This is a genomic window from Pedobacter miscanthi, from assembly GCF_032678605.1.
Lineage (GTDB): Bacteria > Bacteroidota > Bacteroidia > Sphingobacteriales > Sphingobacteriaceae > Pedobacter > Pedobacter miscanthi_A.
Window position 1 is genome coordinate 21,063 of the sequence record NZ_JAVTSU010000005.1, and the last position, 22,312, is coordinate 43,374.

A 22,312-nucleotide genomic window follows, 5' to 3' on the forward strand; every position below is an offset into this window, starting at 1 on the left:
TTTCCATTCAATCACTCAAAATTCAATCTTTCAATATTTCTCTCATTCAATCCTTAACTGATGTTGATAATGTATCATTCTCTAATTCAGGTAATCATTCACTAATTCAATCATTCTCTAATTTAACCCTTGTATCACCGTTTAAGAAACGCTAATTTTGAAACTCATGGCGTATAAATTTGTTGATAATTACAGGGAGCGTGGGGCGAGAAAAAAACTGGTTGAGTTGTTAAGATCCCGTGGGATTGGAGATGAAAATGTATTAACAGCAATTGGCAAGGTTCCACGGCATTTCTTTTTTGACGAAACTTTTTGGAACCAGGCCTATAAGGATATTGCTTTCCCGATAGGCGATGGACAAACCATATCACAGCCTTATACGGTTGCCTACCAAAGCGAATTGCTGCACATTAAAAAAGGAGATCAGGTACTCGAAATCGGAACCGGTTCGGGCTACCAAACCTGCATATTAATGGAATTGGGCGCCAGCGTTTTTACCATAGAAAGACAGGAGAATATTTACAACAGAACCATTCAGGTTTTACCGGGAATGGGATACAGACCTACATTTTACTGCGGTGATGGTTCAAAAGGAATTGCCAAACATGCTCCATACGATAAAATCATTGTTACGGCCGGAGCACCTCTGGTACCTGAAATCTTATTAAAACAGTTAAAAATTGGTGGTATTCTGGTAATCCCGGTTGGAGATGAGAAAACCCAAAAAATGGTTACGGTGATCCGCGTAAGCGAAACAGACTACGAAAAAATTGTATTGGATACCTTTAGGTTTGTGCCATTAGTAGGTGACCAGGCGTGGTGAGCTTAGCTGGAGTTTGGAGATCGGAGTTTTGAGGAGAATTAACTTAATGTTAAGTAACTCCAAATTCTAAACCCCCAACTCCAAACTAAATTATCTTTTCATCGCTCTATCCAACTCCCGTTTCGTATCCCTGTCTTTAATGCTGTCGCGTTTGTCGAATTCTTTTTTACCCTGAGCCAGGGCAATTTCCATTTTTGCGAAACCTCTTTCATTAACAAAAATGCGAAGCGGAACAATGGTATAACCTTTTTCTTCGCCTTTTAACTTTAATTTTCTGATTTCTTTTTTTTGTAATAATAATGCACGGTCGCGCTTAATATCGTGGTGATAAAAAGAACTGTGGCTATATTCCGAAACATGAAGATTACGCACGTATAGGTTGCCGCCTATAAACATGCAGAAAGCATCCGTCATATTGGCTTTACCTTGTCTTATTGCTTTTATTTCTGTTCCTAAAAGGGCAATACCCGCTACGTATTTATCTAAAAGATTATAGTCGAAATAAGCTCTTTTATTTTTTATGTTGATGTCGTTTTTCAAAATTTAATAAAGTATATGTTGTTTTAATTTCCGGCAATAATATAAAATATCTATGCCGGGTTGCAAATATCCTAAAAATTGATGTGATAATTTAATTTTTAATTGTATTGGTTAAAGATTCAATTTTCATGGCAATGTGCACATTTAAACTTGAATCTTTAATTAACGGATCTGATTTGGAAATGTTTGGGTTATCACTTTTGGCCTTTTCAGTCCCGCTTTCCCTCCTGCCAATTTGAAGGAAATTGGCATCCGTTCCAATCGGGTTTATTTAACACAGGCTGGTGCAAGAAAACAGACCTTTCATCCGCTTACAAAACCCTTGTTCCTAAACCCGATAGAAGCGGGCACCCCGATTTTTCATCGGGATAAAGCGGATGGCGGGACAACAGTACCCATGAAAAACGCACATTCGTTTCCAAAAAAAAAGTAATAATTTTAAATCTTCAACCAACTAATTCCGACCAAATAAAATATTCATCTGTTTGTAAAAGCTAAGGATATATTATTATGTTCGTATTTATTCAATTAAGTTTGGACATAAAATATCTAAAATGAAATTCAGAAACCTACTTTTAGTCTTATTATTAGCCGTTACATTCCAGGTAAAAGCACAGCAGCCAACATTGTTGCCTCAGTTTACTTTTTATCGTTTGGATGGGAAAGCTTTTTCCAATACCGATATTAAGCAAGGCAAAAAGAATCTTTTTATTTTATTCGATTGTACCTGTGAGCACTGTCAACGCGAAAGTAAAATCCTGAATACCAATTATGCCAAATTCAAGGATGTAAATATTTATATGATTACCATGGATGAAGGTTATATTATCCCTCAATTTTTTAACTCTTATGCCAAAGGTTTAAATACAAAACCGAACGTACTGGTATTGCAGGATAAGAAACGCATATTTATACCAACTTTTTTGCCAAAACAATACCCTGCAATGTATTTATATTCGCCGGCAGGTAAATTATTGATGTATGAATCAGGTGATGGCGGTATCAAAAAACTGATGACTGTGGTTAATAAATAGTACCTACAGTATTAATGCTTTTTATCAAATCCGCTGCTCAGAAGCTTACCATAAAATCATTTACCTGTTATGGTCTAAATAAAATAAGTTATTAATAATAATTCCAGGCTGCACACTGCAGGGAGCTTTCATTACCTATATAATTAGTCGCTGCACACTGCAGGGAACTTTCATTACCCTAATGATTTAGTGCTACACGCTGCAGCGGGCTTTCATTACCCACATAATTAGTTGCTGCACACTGCAGGGAGGTTTCATTACAATTACCTTATAATAAGCACCGGGATCTTAACTTTATGCCTCACCGAATCAACTGTTGTACCGAATATAAGATCTTTTAAACCTTTATGACCGTGGGCACCCATAACCAATAATTCCATTTCATTTTTGTTGCTGATATCGGCTATGGCCTTGCCAGTATTGCCAAAACCAATAAATGGAGTAGAATCATAGCCCAGATCTTCGAGATTGATCCGGTATTTCTCCAGGTTTTCTGCATCGCTCTGTGTTTCATGGTCCATTACGTCATTGCCATGGTATCGTGCAGCTGCAGTTTCTACCACATGGATCAGGTAATAGTGCGCATCTTTACCGCCTTGAATCAAGGCATGACGGATGGTGTTTCTGTCATTTTTGGAAAAATCAACTGCGATGCCGATCCGTTTGTAATTAATCTTATCTATTTTGCCAATGTCCAAGGCATTTCCATGTGGCACCATTTGTTTTGCCTCATTTCTCTTCTTTTCTAAAAGCGGATGAAAGAATACGTATAGGAGTAATAAAACGATGAGGATTAGGGCTGGAACTACGATAACATAGATCCACCAATTGTTTGCTTCTTTTGCCCAACCACTAATTTCTTCTATCACCAATTTAACATTTAGCGCAATAATCGCAATAGCACTCGCCCATGCCAGTACCTTAACCCAGGGTTTAATCGCAAAATCTTTCATCAGTTTTTTATCTGATGTGAAATGGATCAAAGGGATAATGGCAAACCCCAATTGTAAACTTAAAACCACCTGGCTTAAAACCAATAATCCACCAAGGGCATCATCGCCATAATGCAGGATGGTGAAAAATGCAGGAATAATAGCGAGTAAACGGGTAATTAACCTACGTAACCAGGGCTGAATCCTTAAATTGATATGCCCTTCCATAATAATCTGTCCGGCTAAAGTTCCGGTAACCGTAGAGCTTTGTCCGGCGGCAATTAATGCTATGGCGAATAGGGTTGGGGCTACATTGCCAAAAATATTCGATAATAGCTTATGCGCATCCTGAATTTCGGCCACTTCGTGCAGGCCATTTTTATAAAAAGCCGCTGCAGCAAGGATTAATATCGCCGCGTTTACAAAAAAGGCAAGGTTGAGTGCTACAGTTGTATCAATCAGGTTAAATTTTAAAGCTTCTTTAATGCCTTTATTACTCCGTTCTATCTTTCTGGTTTGTACCAAAGAAGAGTGGAGGTAAAGGTTGTGGGGCATCACGGTAGCACCGATAATCCCGATGGCAATGTAAAGTGCATCACCATTTAAAATAGAAGGTTCAAATCCTTTGGCAATTTCTTTCAAAGATGGTTCTACAATAAACATCTCGACCAAAAAGGAAATCCCGACGATAAAAACCATCGAAACGATAAAACCTTCCATGGCCCGCATGCCTTTGTTTAACAAGAACAGCAGTAAAATGGTATCAAAAATGGTGATGGAGATACCCCAGATTAGTGGTAAACCAAATAACAACTGTAAACCAATGGCCATCCCGATAATTTCAGCAAGATCGCAGGCAATGATGGCCGTTTGTGCCAAACCAAATAGAGGAATGTTCGCCCAGCGCGGATAAGCCTGTTTGGAGGCCTGTGCTAAATCAAGTCCGCGTACAATGCCTAAACGTGCGCTTAATGATTGTAAAAGTAAGGCAATGAGGTTCGACATCAGTAAAACCCAGATCAACTGATAACCGAATTTACTTCCACCCGCTAAATCGGTTGCCCAGTTACCCGGGTCCATATAACCCACGCTAATTAAATATGCCGGACCAATAAAAGCCAAAATCCGCTTCCAGCCTTTACGTTTATCTGTATTTACGCTTTGATGTACTTCACTTAACGATTCAGTTTTTGCCATTACTGCTGATTAAAATATGTTTTGCAACTTCTCTACTAATATTTACTTGTTTATCGGATAACAGAATTTCTACTGAACCATCGAAATCGGTAACATCGCTAATCTGTATTTGTTTGCCCAGGGTAAGGCCTAATTTTTCTAAATGTTTTAAAAAAGCAGAGCTGTGCTGGCTCACGCCGGTAATGGTACCCGAATCACCTACTTTTAATTCGATCAGTTTAATAAACTGGGTTTTAGCAAATCGACCGTTTTTATCAGGGATAGGATCGCCATGGGGATCTGCTTTAGGGAAACCTAAAAACTCATCCAACCTTTCAATCAATTCTACTGATCTGATGTGCTCTAATTCTTCGGCAACATCATGCACTTCATCCCACTTAAAGTTTAACTTATCTACCAGGAAAACTTCCCACAGGCGGTGTTTACGTACAATATCGATCGCTGTATTTTTTCCAATCTCTGTTAAAGTTACCCCTTGATATTTGATATAATCAACCAAACCTTTATCGGCTAACTTCTTGATCATGTCTGTTACAGATGCCGGTTTAGTTTGCATTTGTTCTGCTATGGCATTGGTTTGAACGTTTGTTGTACTTTCAGCCAGATGATAAATGGTCTTTAGATAGTTCTCTTCGGTATAACTTTGCATTTATATTTATCTAATTTTATTTTTAGGTAAATCTAAAAATTTTTATTTAAAATATATATGATAAATTATGTTAAAATTTAGAATATAATTTGGTTATGTTTGTATTCTCAAATACCTTTAACACCATATGGCATCTGAATTAGATAAAATTGACTTTAAAATTTTAAGAATTCTTCAAGAGAACGGAAGAATTACCAATTTGCTTTTATCACAAGAAATTGGTTTATCACCCGCACCAACTTTAGAGCGTGTGCGCAAGTTGGAAATGGCAGGGTATATTAAAAGTTATCATGCATTGGTGGATGAAGAAAAACTGGGTTTAGGGATTAAGACCTTTATTCAGATTCAGCTCGATTTTCACAAAAACAATACCATACAGATCTTTTTGGATGAAGTAAACCAAATTAAAGAAATCACAGAATGCCACCACGTAACCGGACAGGCAGATTTTCTGTTAAAGGTTTATGTAAAGGATATCAAAGCTTATGAACGTTTAATCATGGATAAAATCAGTAAGATTTCTGTGGTGAAAACCTTCCAAACGATGATGATCATGTCGACCACCAAGAAAGAACCGATTGTGCCTTTGGAATACTAGACCAATACTATCAAAGCAAATTGAAAAGATAAGGTGTTCTTAGTGGTTTATAATTGCTTGAGCTAGCCAAAATCACCTAAATTAGGTGCTTATATTTCTATCGTTTTTTATTTAACCACCTAAGTCATCTTAGATCATCTGAGTTGGGGTTATTCCTTTTATGTTAAGAATTAATCTCGTACATAGATTCATTAACAAGCTTTAGAGAACTATCCCGCAATACCCAAGGGTAATTAAAAAGCTAAGGTGCCCTCAGGTGACTAAGGTGGTTCATAATTTTCACCATCTAAAATCATCTAAGATGGGTGTTTATGTATTTATGATTAACTGTCTATATCATACATAAATTCGTTAACGAAACTCTTTTTTCCATTATGGACTATATTGGTTGAATTGAAATTGATAAGCAATCCCTTCGGGATTTTAAGCAACTTCATATAGGTTAAAATCTGCGCTTCGTGAATAGGCAATATACTTTCAACTGCCTTTAGTTCTAATACTAAGCAGTTCTCAATTACCAAATCAACTTTAAGTTCAGTGTTTAGTAATACATCTTTATAAGAAAGTAAAATAGGATGTTCAGCAGTAAAATTTATACCCTGTAACAGTAATTCCCGCATTAAACATTTGTGGTATACGCTTTCAAGAAGGCCAGGACCTAGAATTCTATTTACTTCTATACAGGCACCAGTAACCCTGTATTCTAAGTGGTCGAGAAAAGGTTTGTTCATCATAAAAATCAATCAAAGTATTCTTCATATTTCTTTGGGATTGTTTTTGGATGATTTGCAAAAAAAAATTAAATTGTCTTTATTGGCAAAGACTCCAGCAATTTATCAATAATTCCTGAAATTTCCTTTGCGTTTTGATAAACCATAAAGTGCGTTCCCTTGTGGATCACGAAATCGGGTTTTGCAATTTTAGAATACAATATCTTATCATTTGAACCATGGATGTGGTAAATCCGTTCAGGTATCGTTTTATTTTTCCAGCTCAATATGCTCCCGATAGCCCATTTCAAAAAGTAAGGGTCAGTATCTTTAATGATTTTGCTTAACAAAATTTTCTCACTGTTCAATTTTGTGCCGAAATAGTAATGCTGTGTGAGCTTGTTAGACGATTTTAAAAGTTTAGCCGGGATGAATTTCAGAATACCTAATCTTCCTGCAAAACGGTAGGGCGCAGGCAGATGGTCGCTTACCATGGTACTTGAAATAATAATCGTTATTACAGGGGTTAAGATTTTTGCAATTTCTATAGCTATCATACCACCAAAAGAAACGCCTACCAACGCAAAAGGCTGTGAAAGGTCAATCACTTTACTTAACCTTTCGGCATAAGCGGCAAGTGATTCATTTTTACCTGGAGCAATCCAATCAACATGAATGATATTAGTCCTTTCATCGAGCTTAAGCTTAGAAAAGATCCTTTTATCTGCACCTAAACCGCTTATAAAATAGGAGTTCATTATACCGGCAGGTTCCAGTCTATAGGTGTTAAATTGTTTTGCACCAAAAGCTGATTTGCTTTAGAAAAATGCTTCGAACCAAAAAAACCATTATAAGCCGAAAATGGCGATGGGTGAGCCGCTGTAAGTACATAATGTTTCTTCTGATCTATTAAAGCCGCTTTTTGCTGTGCATATTTACCCCACAATAAGAAAACAATATGTTCGCGTTTTTGCGATAAGGCTTTAATAATTTCATCGGTAAAAATTTCCCAGCCACGGTTTTGATGGGAGCCAGCTTCAGAAGCACGAACGGTTAAAGTTGCATTCAATAACAACACACCTTGCTCTGCCCAATAGGTTAAATTACCATGACCTGGTGTTTTAAAACCTTCAATATCAGTTTCTAATTCCTTATAAATGTTTTTTAAGGATGGTGGTACAGTTACACCACGTTGTACCGAAAATGATAATCCATGCGCCTGCCCGACACCATGATAAGGATCCTGACCTAAAATAACCACTTTAACCTTGTTGAAGGGCGTGGTATTTAATGCATTGAAAATATCAGCGCCTTTCGGATACACCATTGCTCCGTTGTTTTTCTCTTCCTGTAAAAAAGACTTCAGATTTTTCATGTAGTCTTTTTCAAACTCCTCTTCTAAAACGGCTAGCCAACCCGGCTCTAATGCTGCAGACATAATATTGATGTAAGATTGTAATGTAAAATGGAATTTGGTTAATGGTTTTATAGTTCATGGTCAATGGTTAGGGAATCGGCTATCAACCATAAACCATTTAAACTACAAACCATAAAGCCGCTCAAAAGGTTTAAGATTTTTTCTTGTATATCGCCAATAAATCACCTTCAAGACTGGTTTTCGGTCCTTCAATAATTCTTCCCAGTTCTTTCCCTTTTTTATCAAAAACAATAAACGTTGGTACTCTTGAAATATCCAGGCCATCTAAAATGCCATTTTCTGCCTTTTTATTCCCGTCAACAGCAATAATTTCTACGTTTTTTTCTTTAAAGTGTAAGGCGTCTAGAATTTTGAAGAAGTTTGGCACATTTGCTTTACTATCACCACACCAGGTACCTAAAACAATTTTTATTTTTTCGTTTTTAACCAGGTTTTTTAATTCAATCATGGTTGCTGCATCAGGTACGTAGGCAGCATAAAGCGGATCGTACATTTCCTTAAATTCTGGAAACGAAGTAATTCCTTCACGCGTGCATGCATTAATGAGGATATCTTTATTGTGGACTTGATCGTGGATTTTTTTATTTACTTCTTGTGCAGAAACGTTCATTGCAAGTACGATTAGGGTTATAGATAATAGGATTTTCATATTGTAGAGGTATTTTTTTTGATCTTTGTAATTTTTAATGAAATTATTGTTTTAAAATCTAATTTCTGCCATTTAAACACGATATTTGCAAAAATAAAATAATTAGAATAAAATTTATGCCAAATATTATCAGATTAATTGCGGGGTTTGCTTTACTGGGTGGCGCAGTAGCTTTATTTATTTTCGGCTTTTGGCCGTGGGGCATTCTTGCCATTTTATTGGGTATAATTGTGCTCGTAACTTATTTCTTTAACGAAAACATGCTTTTAGCACAATGGTTTCTTAGAAAAGATAACATGCCTAAAGCAAAAATGTTTTTAGATCGCATTACCAATTATGAAACCCAGTTGATTAAAGCTCAGCACGGTTACTATAACTTATTGATCGGTTTAATCGAAAGTCGCACTGCACCGATGCAAAGTGAAAAATATTTCAAAAAATCGCTTGCCTTAGGTATGCATATGGATCACAACGTTGCTTTGGCTAAACTAAGTCTTGCTGGTATAGCAATGGCAAAACGTAATAAACGCGAAGCAACCATGTACCTTGCCGAAGCTAAAAAAGCAGATAAAAATAAATTATTGGCCGATCAGATTAAACAAATGAAAGATCAGATGGGTATGATGGACAAGCAACAGCAAGTTCGTTACAGATAATATTAAACGTAGTAGTTTGAAGCCATTTCATAATTGAGATGGCTTTTTTGTTTAGTTTTAAGCGGTCTTTTTTGTTTTGAAAATGGGAGGGCAGTATTTCATCGGGAGCGGCAATCCCGCTGTATGCTTTAGCCCTCATGTTTCGGGGCTGCCGCTCCCATCAGGTTTATGGGTGAAGGAACTGTGCATTAAATGCGCGGTGTTCAAAATATAATCATTCTGAACAATAAAACTCGTCATTGCGAGAAGGCTTTTTCAGCCGGCGAAGCAATCTTTCTTGCAATATCGCCGGTAGGAAAGATTGCTTCCTCGTACCTCCTCGCAATGACGACTTTTCTACAATGGATCTCTTCCGATAAATCTTTCTTCACCCAACAAAAATCTGATTGCCTTTTTAACATTTTTCTCTACTGATTCTTCTGTTTTAAGATTGACAATGTAACGTACAATTTCTTTCTGTAAATAAGGTGGGAGGCTATCAAATATCTTTTTAGCATCCTTGTTTTCTGCCAGGGCTTTAACCAATTTTGGGTGCATGGTTATTAAACGTTCCTCAATATCAAACGTGATTTCGAATGTCGCAAGATCTCCAACATCTTTTCCTGCTGCTTTTCGCATCGGGGTGTTCAGGTACAAACGCCAATCGCCAGCATATTTAACCAAAGTTTGCTTAAACTTATGGCCATCAATTTTCATAATAACAGGAAATTGACCTTTGCTTTTACCGGCGTGTTTAAATATATATTCTAATGTTTCTTCTGGTACAAATACAAAAGGATTAATGCCTATAAGGTTAATCTTGGCTGTAAAAGGTTTCGGTTTTTTAATATCCATTAATTAAAGATATTGCCTTTGATTAGAAAAACCATGAAATCTTGTTGAATATATCCAATTTCATAGTTTATCCTCTACGCTCCACTTAACGCTCTTTACTCAACGCTCTTCGCTTTTCGCTCTCCGCCAAAGGCCCTCCGCAAAAATCCAAAACCAAACCCCATTTTCCATTGTAGTTTATATAAAATCTTAATCCTATGGCAACATCACAAGAAGGAAGTACGAACAATACTCAGGAAGAAAATAATATTAAAGATTTGGGCGGCAAAGAGGCCATCGAAAAACTTAAAGAATTAGCAGAAAAAGCTGAAAGTTGTTTTTTCTGTACCAATATTAAAACGGGTATACCCTTATCGGTAAGGCCAATGGCCATTCAGCAGGTTGATGAAGAAGGGAATATCTGGTTTATGAGTATGAAAGATAGTCATAAAAATGATGAAATTTCTACTGATCCTTTTACCAATTTGTTATTTCAGGCAGGTGCGCATTCAGGTTTTGTTAATATTTACGGCATTTCAGAAATCAGCAGGGACCAGGCCAAAATTGACGAACTCTGGAGTCCGTTTATTAAAACCTGGTTTCAGGGAGGGAAAGACGATCCGAATATTACGTTGATTAAAGTAATCCCATCAGAAGGCTATTACTGGGATACTAAACACGGCACTGCCGTTGCATTTTTAAAGATGGCTGCATCCGTAATTACAGGGAAAACAATGGATGATTCGGTAGAAGGAACGCTGGAGGTTGATTAAGAGTAGGCGGTTAGCTGTTAGAGTTGGTTAATCGGTTAATTGTTTAAATCGGTTAACTGGCTCCAAACGCCCAACTCCAAGTTCCAAATTTATCAACTGTAAACTGGCTACTTGTCTCCCAAATAATCAAATCCCTCAAATTCTTCTCTTTGGGCTCTTTTGCTTAAGATATCCTCATCTTCGGCCTGAGTTCTTGAGAAAAATAAGGCTTCGGCCTGGATTCTTTTTATTAATTGGCGAACTAAAGTTAAATCAAAAGCATCTTTGCTTAATTTAATGCAGTATTCTCTTTCGTTGATTTCTAAACTTGACGTATTCATAAGGCAATGGTTTTAATTATCGATTGCTGTAAATATAGAAAAGGCCTGCTAAACAATTGTTAGCAAGCCTTTTAAGTTTTTGTTATGTTTATGTTAACACTAAAAGTGTTATTTCAACGTTAGAAAGACACGTTTTTTGACTATTTCTGCGATAAAAACAGACCTTCATCGGTTTTAGTCACCTTTAAAACGCCTTTACCAGTTAATGCCTTTAAAGTAGTATCCCATTTTTTATTGCTCCAATCGGCAAGCTTCGCTTTTATATCCGTTAACAAATATTGTTCGCCTTCCGAAACCAGTGCATACAATTCGGTTTCTTCTGGGTTTAATTCTATTTTCTTTTTCTCAGGGCGCATCTGCGGGAAAAATAAAACTTCCTGAATGGTACTTTGATTGGTCATTAACATTACAATCCGGTCGATACCAAAACCTAAACCTGAGGTAGGAGGCATACCATATTCCAAGGCACGAACAAAATCATCATCCATGGCCATTGCTTCAGCATCACCACGGTCGGCAAGTTTTAATTGATCTTCAAAACGTTCTTTTTGATCGATTGGATCATTCAGCTCTGAATAAGCATTTCCAATTTCCTTACCATTCACAAATATTTCGAAACGCTCCACTAAACCTTCAGCACTACGGTGTTTTTTAGCCAGTGGTGTCATTTCTATTGGATAATCGGTAATAAAAGTAGGTTGGATTAAATTCGCTTCTACTTTATCACTAAAAATTTCATCTACTAATTTACCGCGACCCATGGTAGAATCGGTTTCGATGCCTAACGATGCACAGGTTTGTAAAAGTTCCTCTTCAGTCATTTTTGAAACATCGATTCCGGTATATTTTTGGATCGATTCGTACATGGTCAGTTTTTCGTATGGTCCTTCGAAATTAATATCGTTTTCACCAACTTTAACTACAGCTGAGCCATTGGTTGCAATCGCTACCTTTTCCAAACATTCTTCAACCATAGCCATCATCCAGATATAATCTTTATAGGCCACATAAATTTCCATTGAAGTATATTCCGGATTGTGCGTACGGTCCATTCCTTCATTACGGAACATTTTACCGAACTCATAAACACCATCGAAACCTGCAACGATTAATCTTTTTAAATACAGCTCATTTGCAATACGCAGGTAAAGCGGCATATCTAAAGTATTGTGGTGTGTAGCGAACGGACGAGCGGCTGCACCACCGTGTATAGGCTGCAGGATAGGGGTTTCTACCTCCATCCAGCCTTGTTCATCAAAGTAATTACGCATGCTGTTAATCACCTTGCTGCGTTTGATGAAAATCTGTTTAAAATCAGGATTTACCGTTAAATCTACATAACGCATGCGGTAACGTAATTCAGGATTGGTAAAACCATCATAAACGTTTCCTTCATCGTCGCGTTTTACAATTGGTAGCGGACGCAAAGATTTAGCTAAAACCTTAAAACCGGTAACGTGGATAGAGATTTCCCCTGTTTGGGTAGTAAAAACGTAACCAGTAATCCCGATGAAATCACCAATATCCAAAAGTTTCTTAAATACGGTGTTATATAAGGTTTTATCATCGCCAGGACAAAGTTCGTCACGTTTCAAATAAATCTGAATACGGCCTGTAGAATCTTGTAATTCTGCAAAAGATGCGGCACCCATGATGTTACGGCCCATAATACGACCGGCTAAACTAACGGTCTTATAGGCGGTTTTATCTTTTTCGTAGTTTGCTAAAATGTCGGCAGCAGTAACGTTAACATCGTATGCTTCTGCTGGATAAGGCTCAATGCCTAACTGGCGTAATTGTTTTAACGACTCACGTCGTAATACTTCTTGTTCTGATAATCCTATACTCATTTCGGGTATTTTTTGCAAAAGTAATGATTTTGCAGGGTTTTATTTTTGTCTTAATGTATAATTTTAATATGCCTGGATAAGCACATCTGTAGGTATATTGAAACTTTCGTGTAATTGCCTGATCATATCGAGTGATAATTTCCGCTTTCGGTTTAATATTTCACTTGCTCGGCTTTTTAAACCAACAACTTTGGCTAAATCACTTTGTTTGTAGCCCATTTGTTCCATTCTAAACTTAATGGCCTCAATTGGGTCAGGAAAACCAATAGGGAAATGTTTGTCCTCGTAATTTTCGATGAGGATCGCTAATACCTCTAATTCATCACCTTCGACCGAGCCTTTTTTAGCATCGAAAATAACTTCGAGCCTTTCTAAGGCTTGAGTATAATCATTTTGATTTTTGATCGGCTTAATATTCATGTGTTTAGATTTTAGTAGCATCTATTTTATCATATTCAGCATGAGTACCAATAAAACGTATCCAGATCATCTGATAATCATAATTGATTTTGATAATCAACCGATAATTATTGCCTTTAATATTAAAAACAATTCTATTATCAGCTAAGATACTTGCACTGGGATAATCGCTTTTTACATCATTAGGCTTTTCCCAATTGCTATTGCTTGTTTCCTGATACCACGATTTCAGTTGTTCTTCACAATCTGGATGCCTTTCCCAAAAATCACGCAGTATTTTTTTAGCGATTATTCTCACTTAGATAAATATTGAACAAATATAAGAAAAGTTCCCTAAATGGGAAATTTTTAATTGTTACGATTCCGCTTCTACACCTTCCTCATACATTTCGTTAATGGCCTCTGCATATTTTTTTTCTACAATGCGGCGTTTCACTTTCATAGTTGGCGTAATTTCGCCTTCGTCTATATTGAAAGGATTACGTTTGATCTTGAAGTTTTTTATGCGTTCAAATTTGGCCAGCTCGTTAGAGATTTTTTTGATGTCCTGCTCCATCCAATCCATAATTTCCTGGTTACGGATAAAAGGATCTGCTTCCTCAAAAAATGATGGTTGCAGTTTAAAGGTTTCTTCCAAAGTTTCCCTGTTAGGGATAATAATGGCGGTAATAAATTCACGTTTATCGCCAATCAAAAACAACTGGTCAATCTTCGGACTTTTTAGATAGATGTTTTCTACAGGTGTAGGATATACGTTTTTGCCATAAGCATTTACAATCATGTTTTTTAAACGGTCGGTAATCTGCAAGTTTCCTTTATAAAAACGGCCAATATCGCCGGTGTGGAACCACATATCCTTATCAATCGCTTCGGCAGTTTCAGCAGGTTTGTTAAAATAACCTTTCATTACACAATGGCCACGTACAATTACTTCCCCTTCGGCACATTCAAAATCTTCTTCAAAAGTATTGTGTGTTTGGATGCTCAGTATCGCTTTACTTTCAACATCTTGTATCGCTACCTCAATGCCAGGAATTATACGGCCAACAGTACCATAAACCTGTCTATGGTATTCAGTAACCGACATTACAGGTGAGGTTTCAGTCAACCCAAAGCCCTCTAGTATTTTAATGCCCAGATCGCCAAAAAACTCACCCACATTTTTAGGTAAGGCGGCGCCACCCGAAATCATAAATTTTAAACGACCGCCTGTTTTTTCCTTAATTTTGCTGAAAACCAATTTCTCCGCGATTCCTTTTTTTGCAGATAGGATTAAACCCGGATTTTTCCCGGCTTCTTTTGCCACGCGGTATTTATTCCCCGTTTCTAAAGCCCAGGTAAATATTTTTGCTTTTGTTCCACCTCCTGCAGTTCCTCCTTTTATCGCTTTATCATGTATGCGTTCTAACAAACGGGGTACACAACTCATTACCGTTGGACGAACTTCGCCCATGTTTTTAGCTAAGAGCTCTAAACTTTGTGCAAAAGCAATTTTACAACCCTGCGCACAGCAAACATGGTAAGTAGCCGTACGTTCAAAAACGTGCGATAAAGGTAAAAAGGAAAGAAAAGTTTCCGTTTGGTCGATCACCGGGATCTGTTGTAAACACACTTCCACATTTTTAACAAAGTTATAATGCGTAAGCATTACGCCCTTTGGCGTTCCGGTGGTACCCGATGTGTAAATTAGTGAAGAAACATCTTCTGGCAATACCAGGCTTCTACACTGGTCTATTTCGGCCCTTTCTGCTGCTGTAACCTGGTGTTTAAGTGCCAGGATATCAGAAAAAGCAATTACCTCAACATTTACATCTGCGGGAATGGTAACTTTCTCAAAATCTTTGAAAGCAGGAATAATATATTTTAATGCCTTACAATTGGCCGCTACCTTTAATACTTTACGGTATAAGAAATTATTCCCTACAAGAATGGCTTTTATGCCAGAATCGTTAATGATATAAGCCACTTCCTGTTCAGAAAGTGTAGGGTAGATCGATACGTTGATTACACCAATCTGCTGAATACCCTGATCGTAATACACATATTCTGGAGAATTTTCGATCATCAAGCCTAAACGATCACCCTTTTTTATTCCCTTCTCTAAAAAGAACGCAGAAACTGCATCGGCTCTTTTTAAGGTATCTTCATAAGAAATTTCAGCCCATTCCGCACCTTGTTTGTGAATCAAGAAGGTTTCTTGTGCTTGATGTATATTTTTTACAACATTCCGCAACAGGGTAGGGACCGTTGAAAATTCGTTTATTAATGGCATTGCTCGTAATTGGTTCGCTGAATATAATTAACAATTATAACGCTTTTTGGTTTAAAAATACAAATTGACGTTAGTGTTTCTTCCATACCTGTCATCCTGAGGGATAATTTATTTTATAAAAATCAATATTAATGACAGAAGAATCTTAGCGAATAGATAAGCCGCCAAATTCGTCATTGCGAGAAGGCTTTTTCAGCCGACGAAGCAATCTTTCTAACAAGGATCGCTAACAGGAAAGATTTCTTCGTTGTTCCTATACCTTTACTTTTATAATATCACTTGTTCACCCATCTGCTCAGGCTTGCCTCGGCTCGCCGCCGCCGAAGGGCTCCTTCTTTTTGGCGTCAAAAAGAACCAAAAAACGCCGGCTGAAAATTTTTCTGTGGAAGCTATTGGGATGGCTGGGTCTGTGGAATCCGAAAAATTTATTAGGCCGGATTAAAGTGGAACGGGGATTCGGTGCTTTGGCCTGGGCTGGATGGAAATACATGAAGGTGATTAAGTTGTTGCTTAATCTGCGCTTCAAATCTGCTTAATCTGCGGGAAAAAATGTGTGGCTAATCTTGCGAAGACAAACCTCTTAAAACGCAAAAAAGGTTCCATAAAATGAAACCTTTTTCTATAAGTTACTCGATCCAATTAAACTGAAAAACTCTCGCCACAACCACAGCTGCGACTGGCATTTGGGTTGATGAAGTTGAAACCTTTTCCGTTTAAACCATCTGTGAAATCTAATTCAGTTCCGGCCAAATAAAGGAATGATTTCATGTCTAAAGCAATTTTAATTCCTCTGTCTTCAAAAAACTGATCGCCTTTTTGTTCCTCGTTATCAAAATCTAAATTATATGATAAACCCGAGCAACCACCACCTTTTACCGAAACGCGTAAAAAGTAATCAGAACCCATTTCCGAATCCTGCATTAAATGAGTGATTTTTTCTTTTGCTTTATCTGTTATCGTAATCATAGTATCGAGTATTTAGTATCAAGTATTTAGTATCAAGTTATTAGTATAAAGTATCAACTAGAAATTATCTTGATACTTTATACTGTAATACTTTATACTAACCTTAGTGGTGCGATTTTTCTAATACAATTGCCTCTAAGCCGTTTTTAACGCGGTAATCGTTAATAGCCGATTTAATTGCATCTTCTGCCAAAACTGAGCAGTGGATTTTTACTGGCGGTAAAGCCAATTCTTCAACAATATCCATGTTATCGATAGATAAAGCTTCATCAATTGTTTTTCCTTTTAACCATTCGGTAGCTAAAGAAGAAGAAGCAATAGCCGAACCACAACCAAATGTTTTAAATTTAGCATCAGTGATTACGTTATCTTCTCCAACTTCAATCTGCAAACGCATTACGTCGCCACACTCAGGTGCACCAACTAATCCTGTTCCTACAAATTTGCTGTCTTTATTTAATGTACCTACGTTACGTGGGTTATTGTAATGGTCAATTACTTTTTCTGAATATGCCATGATTTTATTTTTTTAATCTCCTTACGGAGCAATTTTTTAATTATTTGTTTAGCTCTAGGCGTTCTGCGTATGGCGTTAGGCCTTTAACCTTCCAGCCTTCAACCTTTCTTAGTGTTCCGCCCACTCAATTTTACTCAAATCGATTCCTTCTTTAAACATTTCCCAAAGTGGAGAAAGTTCTCTTAAGTGGTTAACCGCTTTTTGAGTTACTTCAATTGCCTGATCAATTTCAGCTTCAGTAGTAAACCTTCCTAAACCATAACGGATAGAAGAGTGAGCCAAATCATCAGATAAACCTAAACTTTTCAACACGTATGATGGTTCTAAAGATGCCGAAGTACAAGCTGAACCTGAAGATACCGCTAAATCACTCATCGCCATCATTAAACCTTCACCCTCAACATATTTGAAAGAAATATTCGCTACGTGTGGTAAACGGTGTTGTGTATTACCATTAACATAACTCTCTTCCATTTTGTTTAAAGTAGTCTCTAACTTATCACGTAAAGCTGATAAACGGATTGATTCGCTTTCCATTTCTAAACGGCAAAGCTCGCAGGCTTTTCCTAAACCAACAATACCAGGAACGTTTAAAGTACCCGAACGCATGCCACGCTCGTGGCCACCGCCATCCATTTGTGCAGTAACCTTAACCCTTGGGTTTTTACGACGAACGTAAAGTACACCAACACCTTTCGGACCGTACATTTTGTGAGCCGAAAAAGCCATTAAGTCAATACCATCAGCATTTACATCAACCGGAATTTTACCAACTGCCTGCGTAGCATCAGTCATAAATAAAGCGCCGTGTTGGTGTGCAATCGCTGCAATTTCTTTAACCGGTTGTATTACACCAATTTCATTGTTGCCATACATAATCGAAACTAAAATAGTTTCAGGAGTCATAGCCGCTTCTAATTCAGCTAAATCAATTAAACCATCTTCTTTAACGCCCAAATAGGTAACGCGGGCGCCATTTTTCTCTAAATGTTTACAAGTATCTAAAATGGCTTTATGTTCAGTAACCGCAGTAATAATGTGGTTGCCTTTTTCTTTATACATCTCAAATACACCTTTAATAGCCAGGTTATCGGCTTCGGTAGCACCTGATGTAAAAATAATTTCTTTTTCAGTACAGCCGATTAGTTTGGCTACCTGCTCACGGGCATAATCTACACCCTCTTCAGCCACCCAGCCAAACGCGTGATTACGACTTGCGGCATTTCCAAATTTCTCAGTAAAGTAAGGTAGCATTGCTTCCAACACCCTAGGATCTAGCGGGGTTGTAGCATTATTATCTAAATATATCGGCTGTTTCATCTCTATTCTGTTAATTATACCACAAAGATACGAAAAAACTTATTTAACAATTATAAATAATAGCTATGAGCTTATAGATAAAAGCCGCATTTTTACATTCACATAACCTTATAATCTATGAACAAGATAGAACACATCGGCATCGCGGTAAAAGACCTTAACAGTTCTATATACATTTATCAGAAACTGCTCAATACCGATTGCTATAAAACAGAGCAGGTTGCGTCTGAATTTGTAAATACAGCTTTTTTTAAAACCGGCGAAAATAAGGTGGAACTGCTTCAGGCTACTGCTCCTGATAGCGCAATTGCTAAATTTATCGATAAAAAAGGAGAGGGGATTCATCACATTGCTTTCCTTGTTGATGATATCCTGGCAGAAATGGAGCGCTTGCACAAAGAAGGATTTGTACTGCTCAGCGATTCTCCAAAAAAGGGTGCAGATAATAAAATGGTTTGTTTCGTGCATCCAAAAGATACCAATGGCGTGCTGATTGAGATCTGTCAGGAGATTAAATGGATTTGATGGGTGGAAGATGTAAAATGGAAGATGTAAAATGGATGATGGTTTTTATGCGCCCACTTATTCCCCTCTTTTAGAGAGCCTGCTCCGATATTCGGAGGGTGCCTGAAAGGCGGGGTGTCAGATTGTTGCTTTATGAAAACGAATGGTTCCGTATTCCATAGCACCTGCAGTCCTGCTAACCGCTGTAGTCCCGATGAAGAATCGGGAGCTGCCGCTTTTATCAGGTTTATTTAATTTTGGACTGTGCTTCTTCGGACAATGCAAATTGCCTAAGCCCAATATTAACAACTCCTATTCTGACACACTTTAATCTTGAAATCTTAAAAATCCTATTCCATGTCATTAATTAGCATTATCAGCAAAGATTTCGATATACCCCATACTCTTTCCGAAAGTCAACTCCGAGATGCAATGGTTGATGCTTTTGCTTATTTAATCGATAACGATTTTTCAAAACTGATTCAGATCTTATATAAGGCTGATGTAGATCAGTATAAATTAAAGGAATTGTTAGAGACGGTAGAAGGGGTTAGTTCTGCCGAAATAATTGCTGATGCCTATATCGCCCGTCAGAAAGCCAAAATCGAAACCTGGGCAAAATACAGCCCGAAGAAAGATTAGTTTAATGTGTTTATTCCTGCAAAGGGTTAAAGCGGTTGTACATATCCATATCAAAAAACGAAATGGAATTAATTTTGTCTGCTTTTATTACCAGGTCGGTTTTTAGTTCGTCGGTATTGGCAACAGAGCCATCTTCGATGTAACTGGCATAAACCGTTAAATATTGCGTGGTAAAAACAAGTTCTTTGTCGTCAGCTTTGCGGTAGCCGCTAAAAGCAGGGGTAATGCGGATGTAACTCGTGGTAAATGGTTTTGGCAATTCTTTTACCCAGCCAATGTAAAATTTCCCGCTATCCATGGTAAACTGTAAAAGGTGTGCATCAAAAAAAGAGGAACTCAATAACAATTCAAATTCATTTCCTGAAGTAGCAATTGCCCTTTTAATGGCTTTAAGCCGGTTGATAAAAAGATTTGCGATTTCTGTTGCAGCAACAGCAACCAATAATGATAGGCTGGTTGTGCCAAAGTAAGGTGCATGGATAGGTAGTGATTTGCTAAGGTGCTCAACCGTTTCAGGCCAAATGGCGATAAAAATTGCCCTGAGTATAAAACATGCGCCCAGTAACAAAATACCCGCAAAGGCAGAGTTTAATAATATGCGCTGGCTTTCTAGCCGGTACTGTACATACCGCAGGTACCTGAATCTGATTAATATATAGTAGCCACCTACAAGAGAAAATAAGAGTAGGTTAAATGGCATTTATAGTTATTTTTTGTTTTTGTCCTTCTCTATTTTTTTAAAAATATTCGATTGCATTAATGCGCCCACCATTTGGATAACCCTTGGCTGTGCAAAAAAATCAGGACTTTTAATGTAGAGCTTTCCGCTGCTATCGGCGTGGATGATGCCATCAAATTCGCTTTCTTTTCTCATATATCAAATTTACATATATTTTTTAAATATCTGAAAAACAATATTAAGGTCGAAAAAGTTTAATTTTGCAACCATCTGTTTTCAGACTCTTTTAATTACAGCAGAAGTAGAAAAGCCATATAATTTAAAAATCTTTATTTAGGCTTGTAAATCAAAAATAAAATTAAGATATTTGCATCCTCTAAAATAGAGGTAGAAAGACTAATAGGAAATGTCATAAGCGTTGTTGCCAGCAAATTGCAAAAATGTTCTTGATGCTTTCACACAAATAACTAAAAATAATATTCAAATGAAAAAAGATTTGCACCCAACAAGCTACAGACCAGTTGTTTTTAAAGACATGTCTAACGAATATGCTTTCTTAACAAAATCTTGCGTAGATACTAAAGAAACAATTAAATGGGAAGATGGTAACGAGTATCCTCTTTATAAATTAGAGATTTCTCACACTTCACACCCTTTTTATACTGGTAAAATGAAATTGGTTGATACTGCAGGACGTATCGATAAATTCAAAAACCGTTACGCTAAGAAATAATTTTAGCTGTAAAAAGCATTTTTTGAAGTCCCTTTGCCAAAAGCATCGGGACTTTTTTTATTTTTGCAGCTTATGACAATCAATCTTTTTGATGATGCTAGCTGGATGTCCCTGCGTCCACTTACTTTTACCAGGCCTGTGGCCGATTTACGCATAGGTATTTTAACCATTGCAGAAAAATGGGCCAAATATTTAAAGGCCGATTTCGGCTTTCAAACCCAGGATTACCTCTCTATAAAATTTGCGCCAAAACCCAATGCTGATTTATATATAAATGGCTCTGTTTGCCCTGATGAAGCCTTGCTTAATGCTATTGCCGGTCTAAAGGCAGGAGAAGTGCTTTACAAAGAAGATGTTGTTATCGCTTATATTGCCGGTCAGCACAATCTTCAGGCGGTTAAGTCGCTAAAACAAATTGAATATTCAGGCGATTTTATACATATTGTTTATCCTGAGCATATTTTTAGTCATAATCCAGCTGAAATCAGAAAAGATTTTAAATTATTGACCGAAGGACGTAGCTCGGCAAAGTTAAGTGGTACCAATCAACTGCTAGGTAATGATATTTTTCTTGAAGAGGGTGCCAAAGCCGAGTGCAGTGTATTTAACAGCACTTACGGACCCATCTATATTGGTAAAAATGCCGAAGTTTGGGAGGGTAGCTTAATAAGGGGATCTTTTGCGCTTTGTGATAATTCATCTATAAAAATGGGTGCTAAAATATACTCGGGCACTACAATTGGTCCGAATAGCCGTGCCGGAGGAGAAATTAACAATTCTGTAATCTGGGGTAATTCGGCCAAAGGTCATGAAGGTTATTTAGGTAATTCTGTAATGGGCGAGTGGTGCAATATCGGTGCCGATACCAACAATTCGAATTTAAAAAACAACTACGCAGAAGTAAAACTTTACGATTACGAAAGCAAAAAAATGCGTAATACTAACCTGCAATTCTGCGGGCTGATTATGGCCGATCATGCCAAATGCGGCATCAATACCATGTTCAACACCGGGAGTGTAGTAGGGGTTAGCGCCAATGTTTTCGGCGGCGGACTTCCACCAAACCATATACCCGATTTTAGCTGGGGAGGCGGTAATAGTTTTGAAGTATATAAATTAGATAAAATGTTCGGAACTACCGAAAAAGTTTTCGCCAGGAAAAATATGGCTCTTGATGAAGTAGAAAAGGATATTATTGCCAAAGTATTTGAATTAACCGAATCGTATAGGCGATTTTAATATAAAACCTTGATCATAAAAGATCAACCAACCATTAA

The 22,312-nt window shown here is 37.3% G+C and carries 27 protein-coding genes; 9 read left to right on the forward strand and 18 right to left on the reverse strand.

What is annotated here, in order from left to right; all coding sequences use genetic code 11:
* Nucleotides 1-166: 166 nt before the first annotated feature.
* The gene (locus R2R28_RS08905; protein ID WP_316825332.1) at nucleotides 167-823 is read left to right on the forward strand and encodes a protein-L-isoaspartate(D-aspartate) O-methyltransferase; all 657 of its coding nucleotides are present in this window, start codon (nucleotides 167-169) and stop codon (nucleotides 821-823) included.
* Nucleotides 824-913: 90 nt separating this feature from the next.
* Here R2R28_RS08905 and smpB read toward each other — a convergent pair whose 3' ends face one another.
* Complete coding sequence (smpB, locus tag R2R28_RS08910) at nucleotides 914-1,363, reverse strand: SsrA-binding protein (RefSeq protein WP_316825333.1); 450 nt, start codon at nucleotides 1,361-1,363, stop codon at nucleotides 914-916.
* 554 nt (nucleotides 1,364-1,917) lie between these two features.
* Between smpB and R2R28_RS08915 the strand changes: the two genes are divergently transcribed.
* Nucleotides 1,918-2,397 (forward strand): TlpA family protein disulfide reductase, encoded by a 480-nt coding sequence (locus R2R28_RS08915; RefSeq protein ID WP_316825334.1) that lies wholly within the window; start codon nucleotides 1,918-1,920, stop codon nucleotides 2,395-2,397.
* Between the two features lie 263 nt (nucleotides 2,398-2,660).
* On the opposite strand, the gene R2R28_RS08920 is transcribed toward R2R28_RS08915, so the two are convergent.
* The gene (locus R2R28_RS08920; RefSeq protein ID WP_316825335.1) at nucleotides 2,661-4,526 is read right to left on the reverse strand and encodes an Nramp family divalent metal transporter; all 1,866 of its coding nucleotides are present in this window, start codon (nucleotides 4,524-4,526) and stop codon (nucleotides 2,661-2,663) included.
* A complete protein-coding gene (locus R2R28_RS08925; RefSeq protein ID WP_316825336.1) occupies nucleotides 4,513-5,175 on the reverse strand; it encodes a metal-dependent transcriptional regulator in 663 nt (220 codons plus the stop codon). The genes R2R28_RS08920 and R2R28_RS08925 overlap by 14 nt, the downstream gene beginning before the upstream one ends.
* A 127-nt stretch (nucleotides 5,176-5,302) precedes the next feature.
* On the opposite strand from R2R28_RS08925, the gene R2R28_RS08930 reads away from it, so the two are divergent.
* Entirely contained in the window at nucleotides 5,303-5,773 is a 471-nt protein-coding gene (locus tag R2R28_RS08930; RefSeq protein WP_025142637.1) for an Lrp/AsnC family transcriptional regulator, read from the forward strand.
* A gap of 323 nt (nucleotides 5,774-6,096) precedes the next feature.
* Here R2R28_RS08930 and R2R28_RS08935 read toward each other — a convergent pair whose 3' ends face one another.
* From R2R28_RS08935 to R2R28_RS08950, 4 genes are all read right to left on the reverse strand, one after another.
* Entirely contained in the window at nucleotides 6,097-6,507 is a 411-nt protein-coding gene (locus R2R28_RS08935; protein WP_316825337.1) for a GxxExxY protein, read from the reverse strand.
* A gap of 65 nt (nucleotides 6,508-6,572) precedes the next feature.
* Nucleotides 6,573-7,241: an alpha/beta hydrolase gene (locus tag R2R28_RS08940; protein WP_316825338.1), complete on the reverse strand. Its 669-nt coding sequence runs from the start codon at nucleotides 7,239-7,241 to the stop codon at nucleotides 6,573-6,575.
* On the reverse strand, nucleotides 7,241-7,921 hold the full coding sequence (gene ung, locus R2R28_RS08945) for a uracil-DNA glycosylase (protein ID WP_316825339.1): 681 nt from the start codon (nucleotides 7,919-7,921) through the stop codon (nucleotides 7,241-7,243). The genes R2R28_RS08940 and ung overlap by 1 nt, the downstream gene beginning before the upstream one ends.
* Before the next feature lie 130 nt (nucleotides 7,922-8,051).
* Entirely contained in the window at nucleotides 8,052-8,570 is a 519-nt protein-coding gene (locus tag R2R28_RS08950) for a thioredoxin family protein (RefSeq protein WP_316825340.1), read from the reverse strand.
* 116 nt (nucleotides 8,571-8,686) lie between these two features.
* Here R2R28_RS08950 and R2R28_RS08955 point away from each other — a divergent pair, with 116 nt between their 5' ends.
* Complete coding sequence (locus R2R28_RS08955) at nucleotides 8,687-9,226, forward strand: DUF2892 domain-containing protein (protein ID WP_316825341.1); 540 nt, start codon at nucleotides 8,687-8,689, stop codon at nucleotides 9,224-9,226.
* Nucleotides 9,227-9,562: 336 nt separating this feature from the next.
* On the opposite strand, the gene R2R28_RS08960 is transcribed toward R2R28_RS08955, so the two are convergent.
* Nucleotides 9,563-10,060 carry a YdeI/OmpD-associated family protein gene (locus R2R28_RS08960; protein ID WP_316825342.1) on the reverse strand — a complete coding sequence of 166 codons (498 nt, stop codon included), beginning with the start codon at nucleotides 10,058-10,060 and terminating at the stop codon, nucleotides 9,563-9,565.
* 197 nt (nucleotides 10,061-10,257) lie between these two features.
* On the opposite strand from R2R28_RS08960, the gene R2R28_RS08965 reads away from it, so the two are divergent.
* Complete coding sequence (locus R2R28_RS08965) at nucleotides 10,258-10,812, forward strand: pyridoxamine 5'-phosphate oxidase family protein (RefSeq protein ID WP_316825343.1); 555 nt, start codon at nucleotides 10,258-10,260, stop codon at nucleotides 10,810-10,812.
* 107 nt (nucleotides 10,813-10,919) lie between these two features.
* On the opposite strand, the gene R2R28_RS08970 is transcribed toward R2R28_RS08965, so the two are convergent.
* The 8 genes from R2R28_RS08970 to R2R28_RS09005 all read right to left on the reverse strand — a co-directional run bounded on the left by R2R28_RS08970 (nucleotide 10,920) and on the right by R2R28_RS09005 (nucleotide 18,477).
* Entirely contained in the window at nucleotides 10,920-11,132 is a 213-nt protein-coding gene (locus R2R28_RS08970; protein ID WP_316825344.1) for a hypothetical protein, read from the reverse strand.
* A 140-nt stretch (nucleotides 11,133-11,272) separates the two neighbouring features.
* Complete coding sequence (gene lysS, locus R2R28_RS08975; RefSeq protein WP_316825345.1) at nucleotides 11,273-12,982, reverse strand: lysine--tRNA ligase; 1,710 nt, start codon at nucleotides 12,980-12,982, stop codon at nucleotides 11,273-11,275.
* Between the two features lie 63 nt (nucleotides 12,983-13,045).
* A complete protein-coding gene (locus R2R28_RS08980; RefSeq protein WP_025142628.1) occupies nucleotides 13,046-13,402 on the reverse strand; it encodes a type II toxin-antitoxin system HigA family antitoxin in 357 nt (118 codons plus the stop codon).
* Between the two features lie 4 nt (nucleotides 13,403-13,406).
* The gene (locus R2R28_RS08985; RefSeq protein ID WP_187595364.1) at nucleotides 13,407-13,700 is read right to left on the reverse strand and encodes a type II toxin-antitoxin system HigB family toxin; all 294 of its coding nucleotides are present in this window, start codon (nucleotides 13,698-13,700) and stop codon (nucleotides 13,407-13,409) included.
* A 57-nt stretch (nucleotides 13,701-13,757) separates the two neighbouring features.
* A complete protein-coding gene (locus R2R28_RS08990; protein ID WP_316825346.1) occupies nucleotides 13,758-15,674 on the reverse strand; it encodes a long-chain fatty acid--CoA ligase in 1,917 nt (638 codons plus the stop codon).
* A gap of 639 nt (nucleotides 15,675-16,313) precedes the next feature.
* Complete coding sequence (locus tag R2R28_RS08995) at nucleotides 16,314-16,640, reverse strand: HesB/IscA family protein (RefSeq protein ID WP_025142623.1); 327 nt, start codon at nucleotides 16,638-16,640, stop codon at nucleotides 16,314-16,316.
* Nucleotides 16,641-16,743: 103 nt separating this feature from the next.
* Nucleotides 16,744-17,157 carry a Fe-S cluster assembly scaffold IscU gene (iscU, locus tag R2R28_RS09000; protein WP_025142622.1) on the reverse strand — a complete coding sequence of 138 codons (414 nt, stop codon included), beginning with the start codon at nucleotides 17,155-17,157 and terminating at the stop codon, nucleotides 16,744-16,746.
* Between the two features lie 108 nt (nucleotides 17,158-17,265).
* Nucleotides 17,266-18,477 (reverse strand): IscS subfamily cysteine desulfurase, encoded by a 1,212-nt coding sequence (locus R2R28_RS09005; RefSeq protein WP_316825347.1) that lies wholly within the window; start codon nucleotides 18,475-18,477, stop codon nucleotides 17,266-17,268.
* 117 nt (nucleotides 18,478-18,594) lie between these two features.
* Between R2R28_RS09005 and mce the strand changes: the two genes are divergently transcribed.
* Both mce and R2R28_RS09015 read left to right on the forward strand, forming a co-directional pair.
* Complete coding sequence (gene mce / locus R2R28_RS09010; protein ID WP_316825348.1) at nucleotides 18,595-19,002, forward strand: methylmalonyl-CoA epimerase; 408 nt, start codon at nucleotides 18,595-18,597, stop codon at nucleotides 19,000-19,002.
* Between the two features lie 336 nt (nucleotides 19,003-19,338).
* On the forward strand, nucleotides 19,339-19,623 hold the full coding sequence (locus R2R28_RS09015) for a hypothetical protein (RefSeq protein WP_316825349.1): 285 nt from the start codon (nucleotides 19,339-19,341) through the stop codon (nucleotides 19,621-19,623).
* 10 nt (nucleotides 19,624-19,633) lie between these two features.
* Here R2R28_RS09015 and R2R28_RS09020 read toward each other — a convergent pair whose 3' ends face one another.
* Both R2R28_RS09020 and R2R28_RS09025 read right to left on the reverse strand, forming a co-directional pair.
* Nucleotides 19,634-20,323, reverse strand: coding sequence for a hypothetical protein (locus R2R28_RS09020; RefSeq protein WP_316825350.1), 690 nt, complete (start codon nucleotides 20,321-20,323; stop codon nucleotides 19,634-19,636).
* 6 nt (nucleotides 20,324-20,329) lie between these two features.
* Nucleotides 20,330-20,497 carry a hypothetical protein gene (locus R2R28_RS09025; RefSeq protein WP_316825351.1) on the reverse strand — a complete coding sequence of 56 codons (168 nt, stop codon included), beginning with the start codon at nucleotides 20,495-20,497 and terminating at the stop codon, nucleotides 20,330-20,332.
* Nucleotides 20,498-20,786: 289 nt separating this feature from the next.
* Here R2R28_RS09025 and R2R28_RS09030 point away from each other — a divergent pair, with 289 nt between their 5' ends.
* On the forward strand, nucleotides 20,787-21,035 hold the full coding sequence (locus R2R28_RS09030) for a type B 50S ribosomal protein L31 (RefSeq protein ID WP_025142617.1): 249 nt from the start codon (nucleotides 20,787-20,789) through the stop codon (nucleotides 21,033-21,035).
* Nucleotides 21,036-21,107: 72 nt separating this feature from the next.
* Entirely contained in the window at nucleotides 21,108-22,274 is a 1,167-nt protein-coding gene (locus tag R2R28_RS09035; RefSeq protein WP_316825352.1) for a putative sugar nucleotidyl transferase, read from the forward strand.
* Nucleotides 22,275-22,312: the final 38 nt, after the last annotated feature.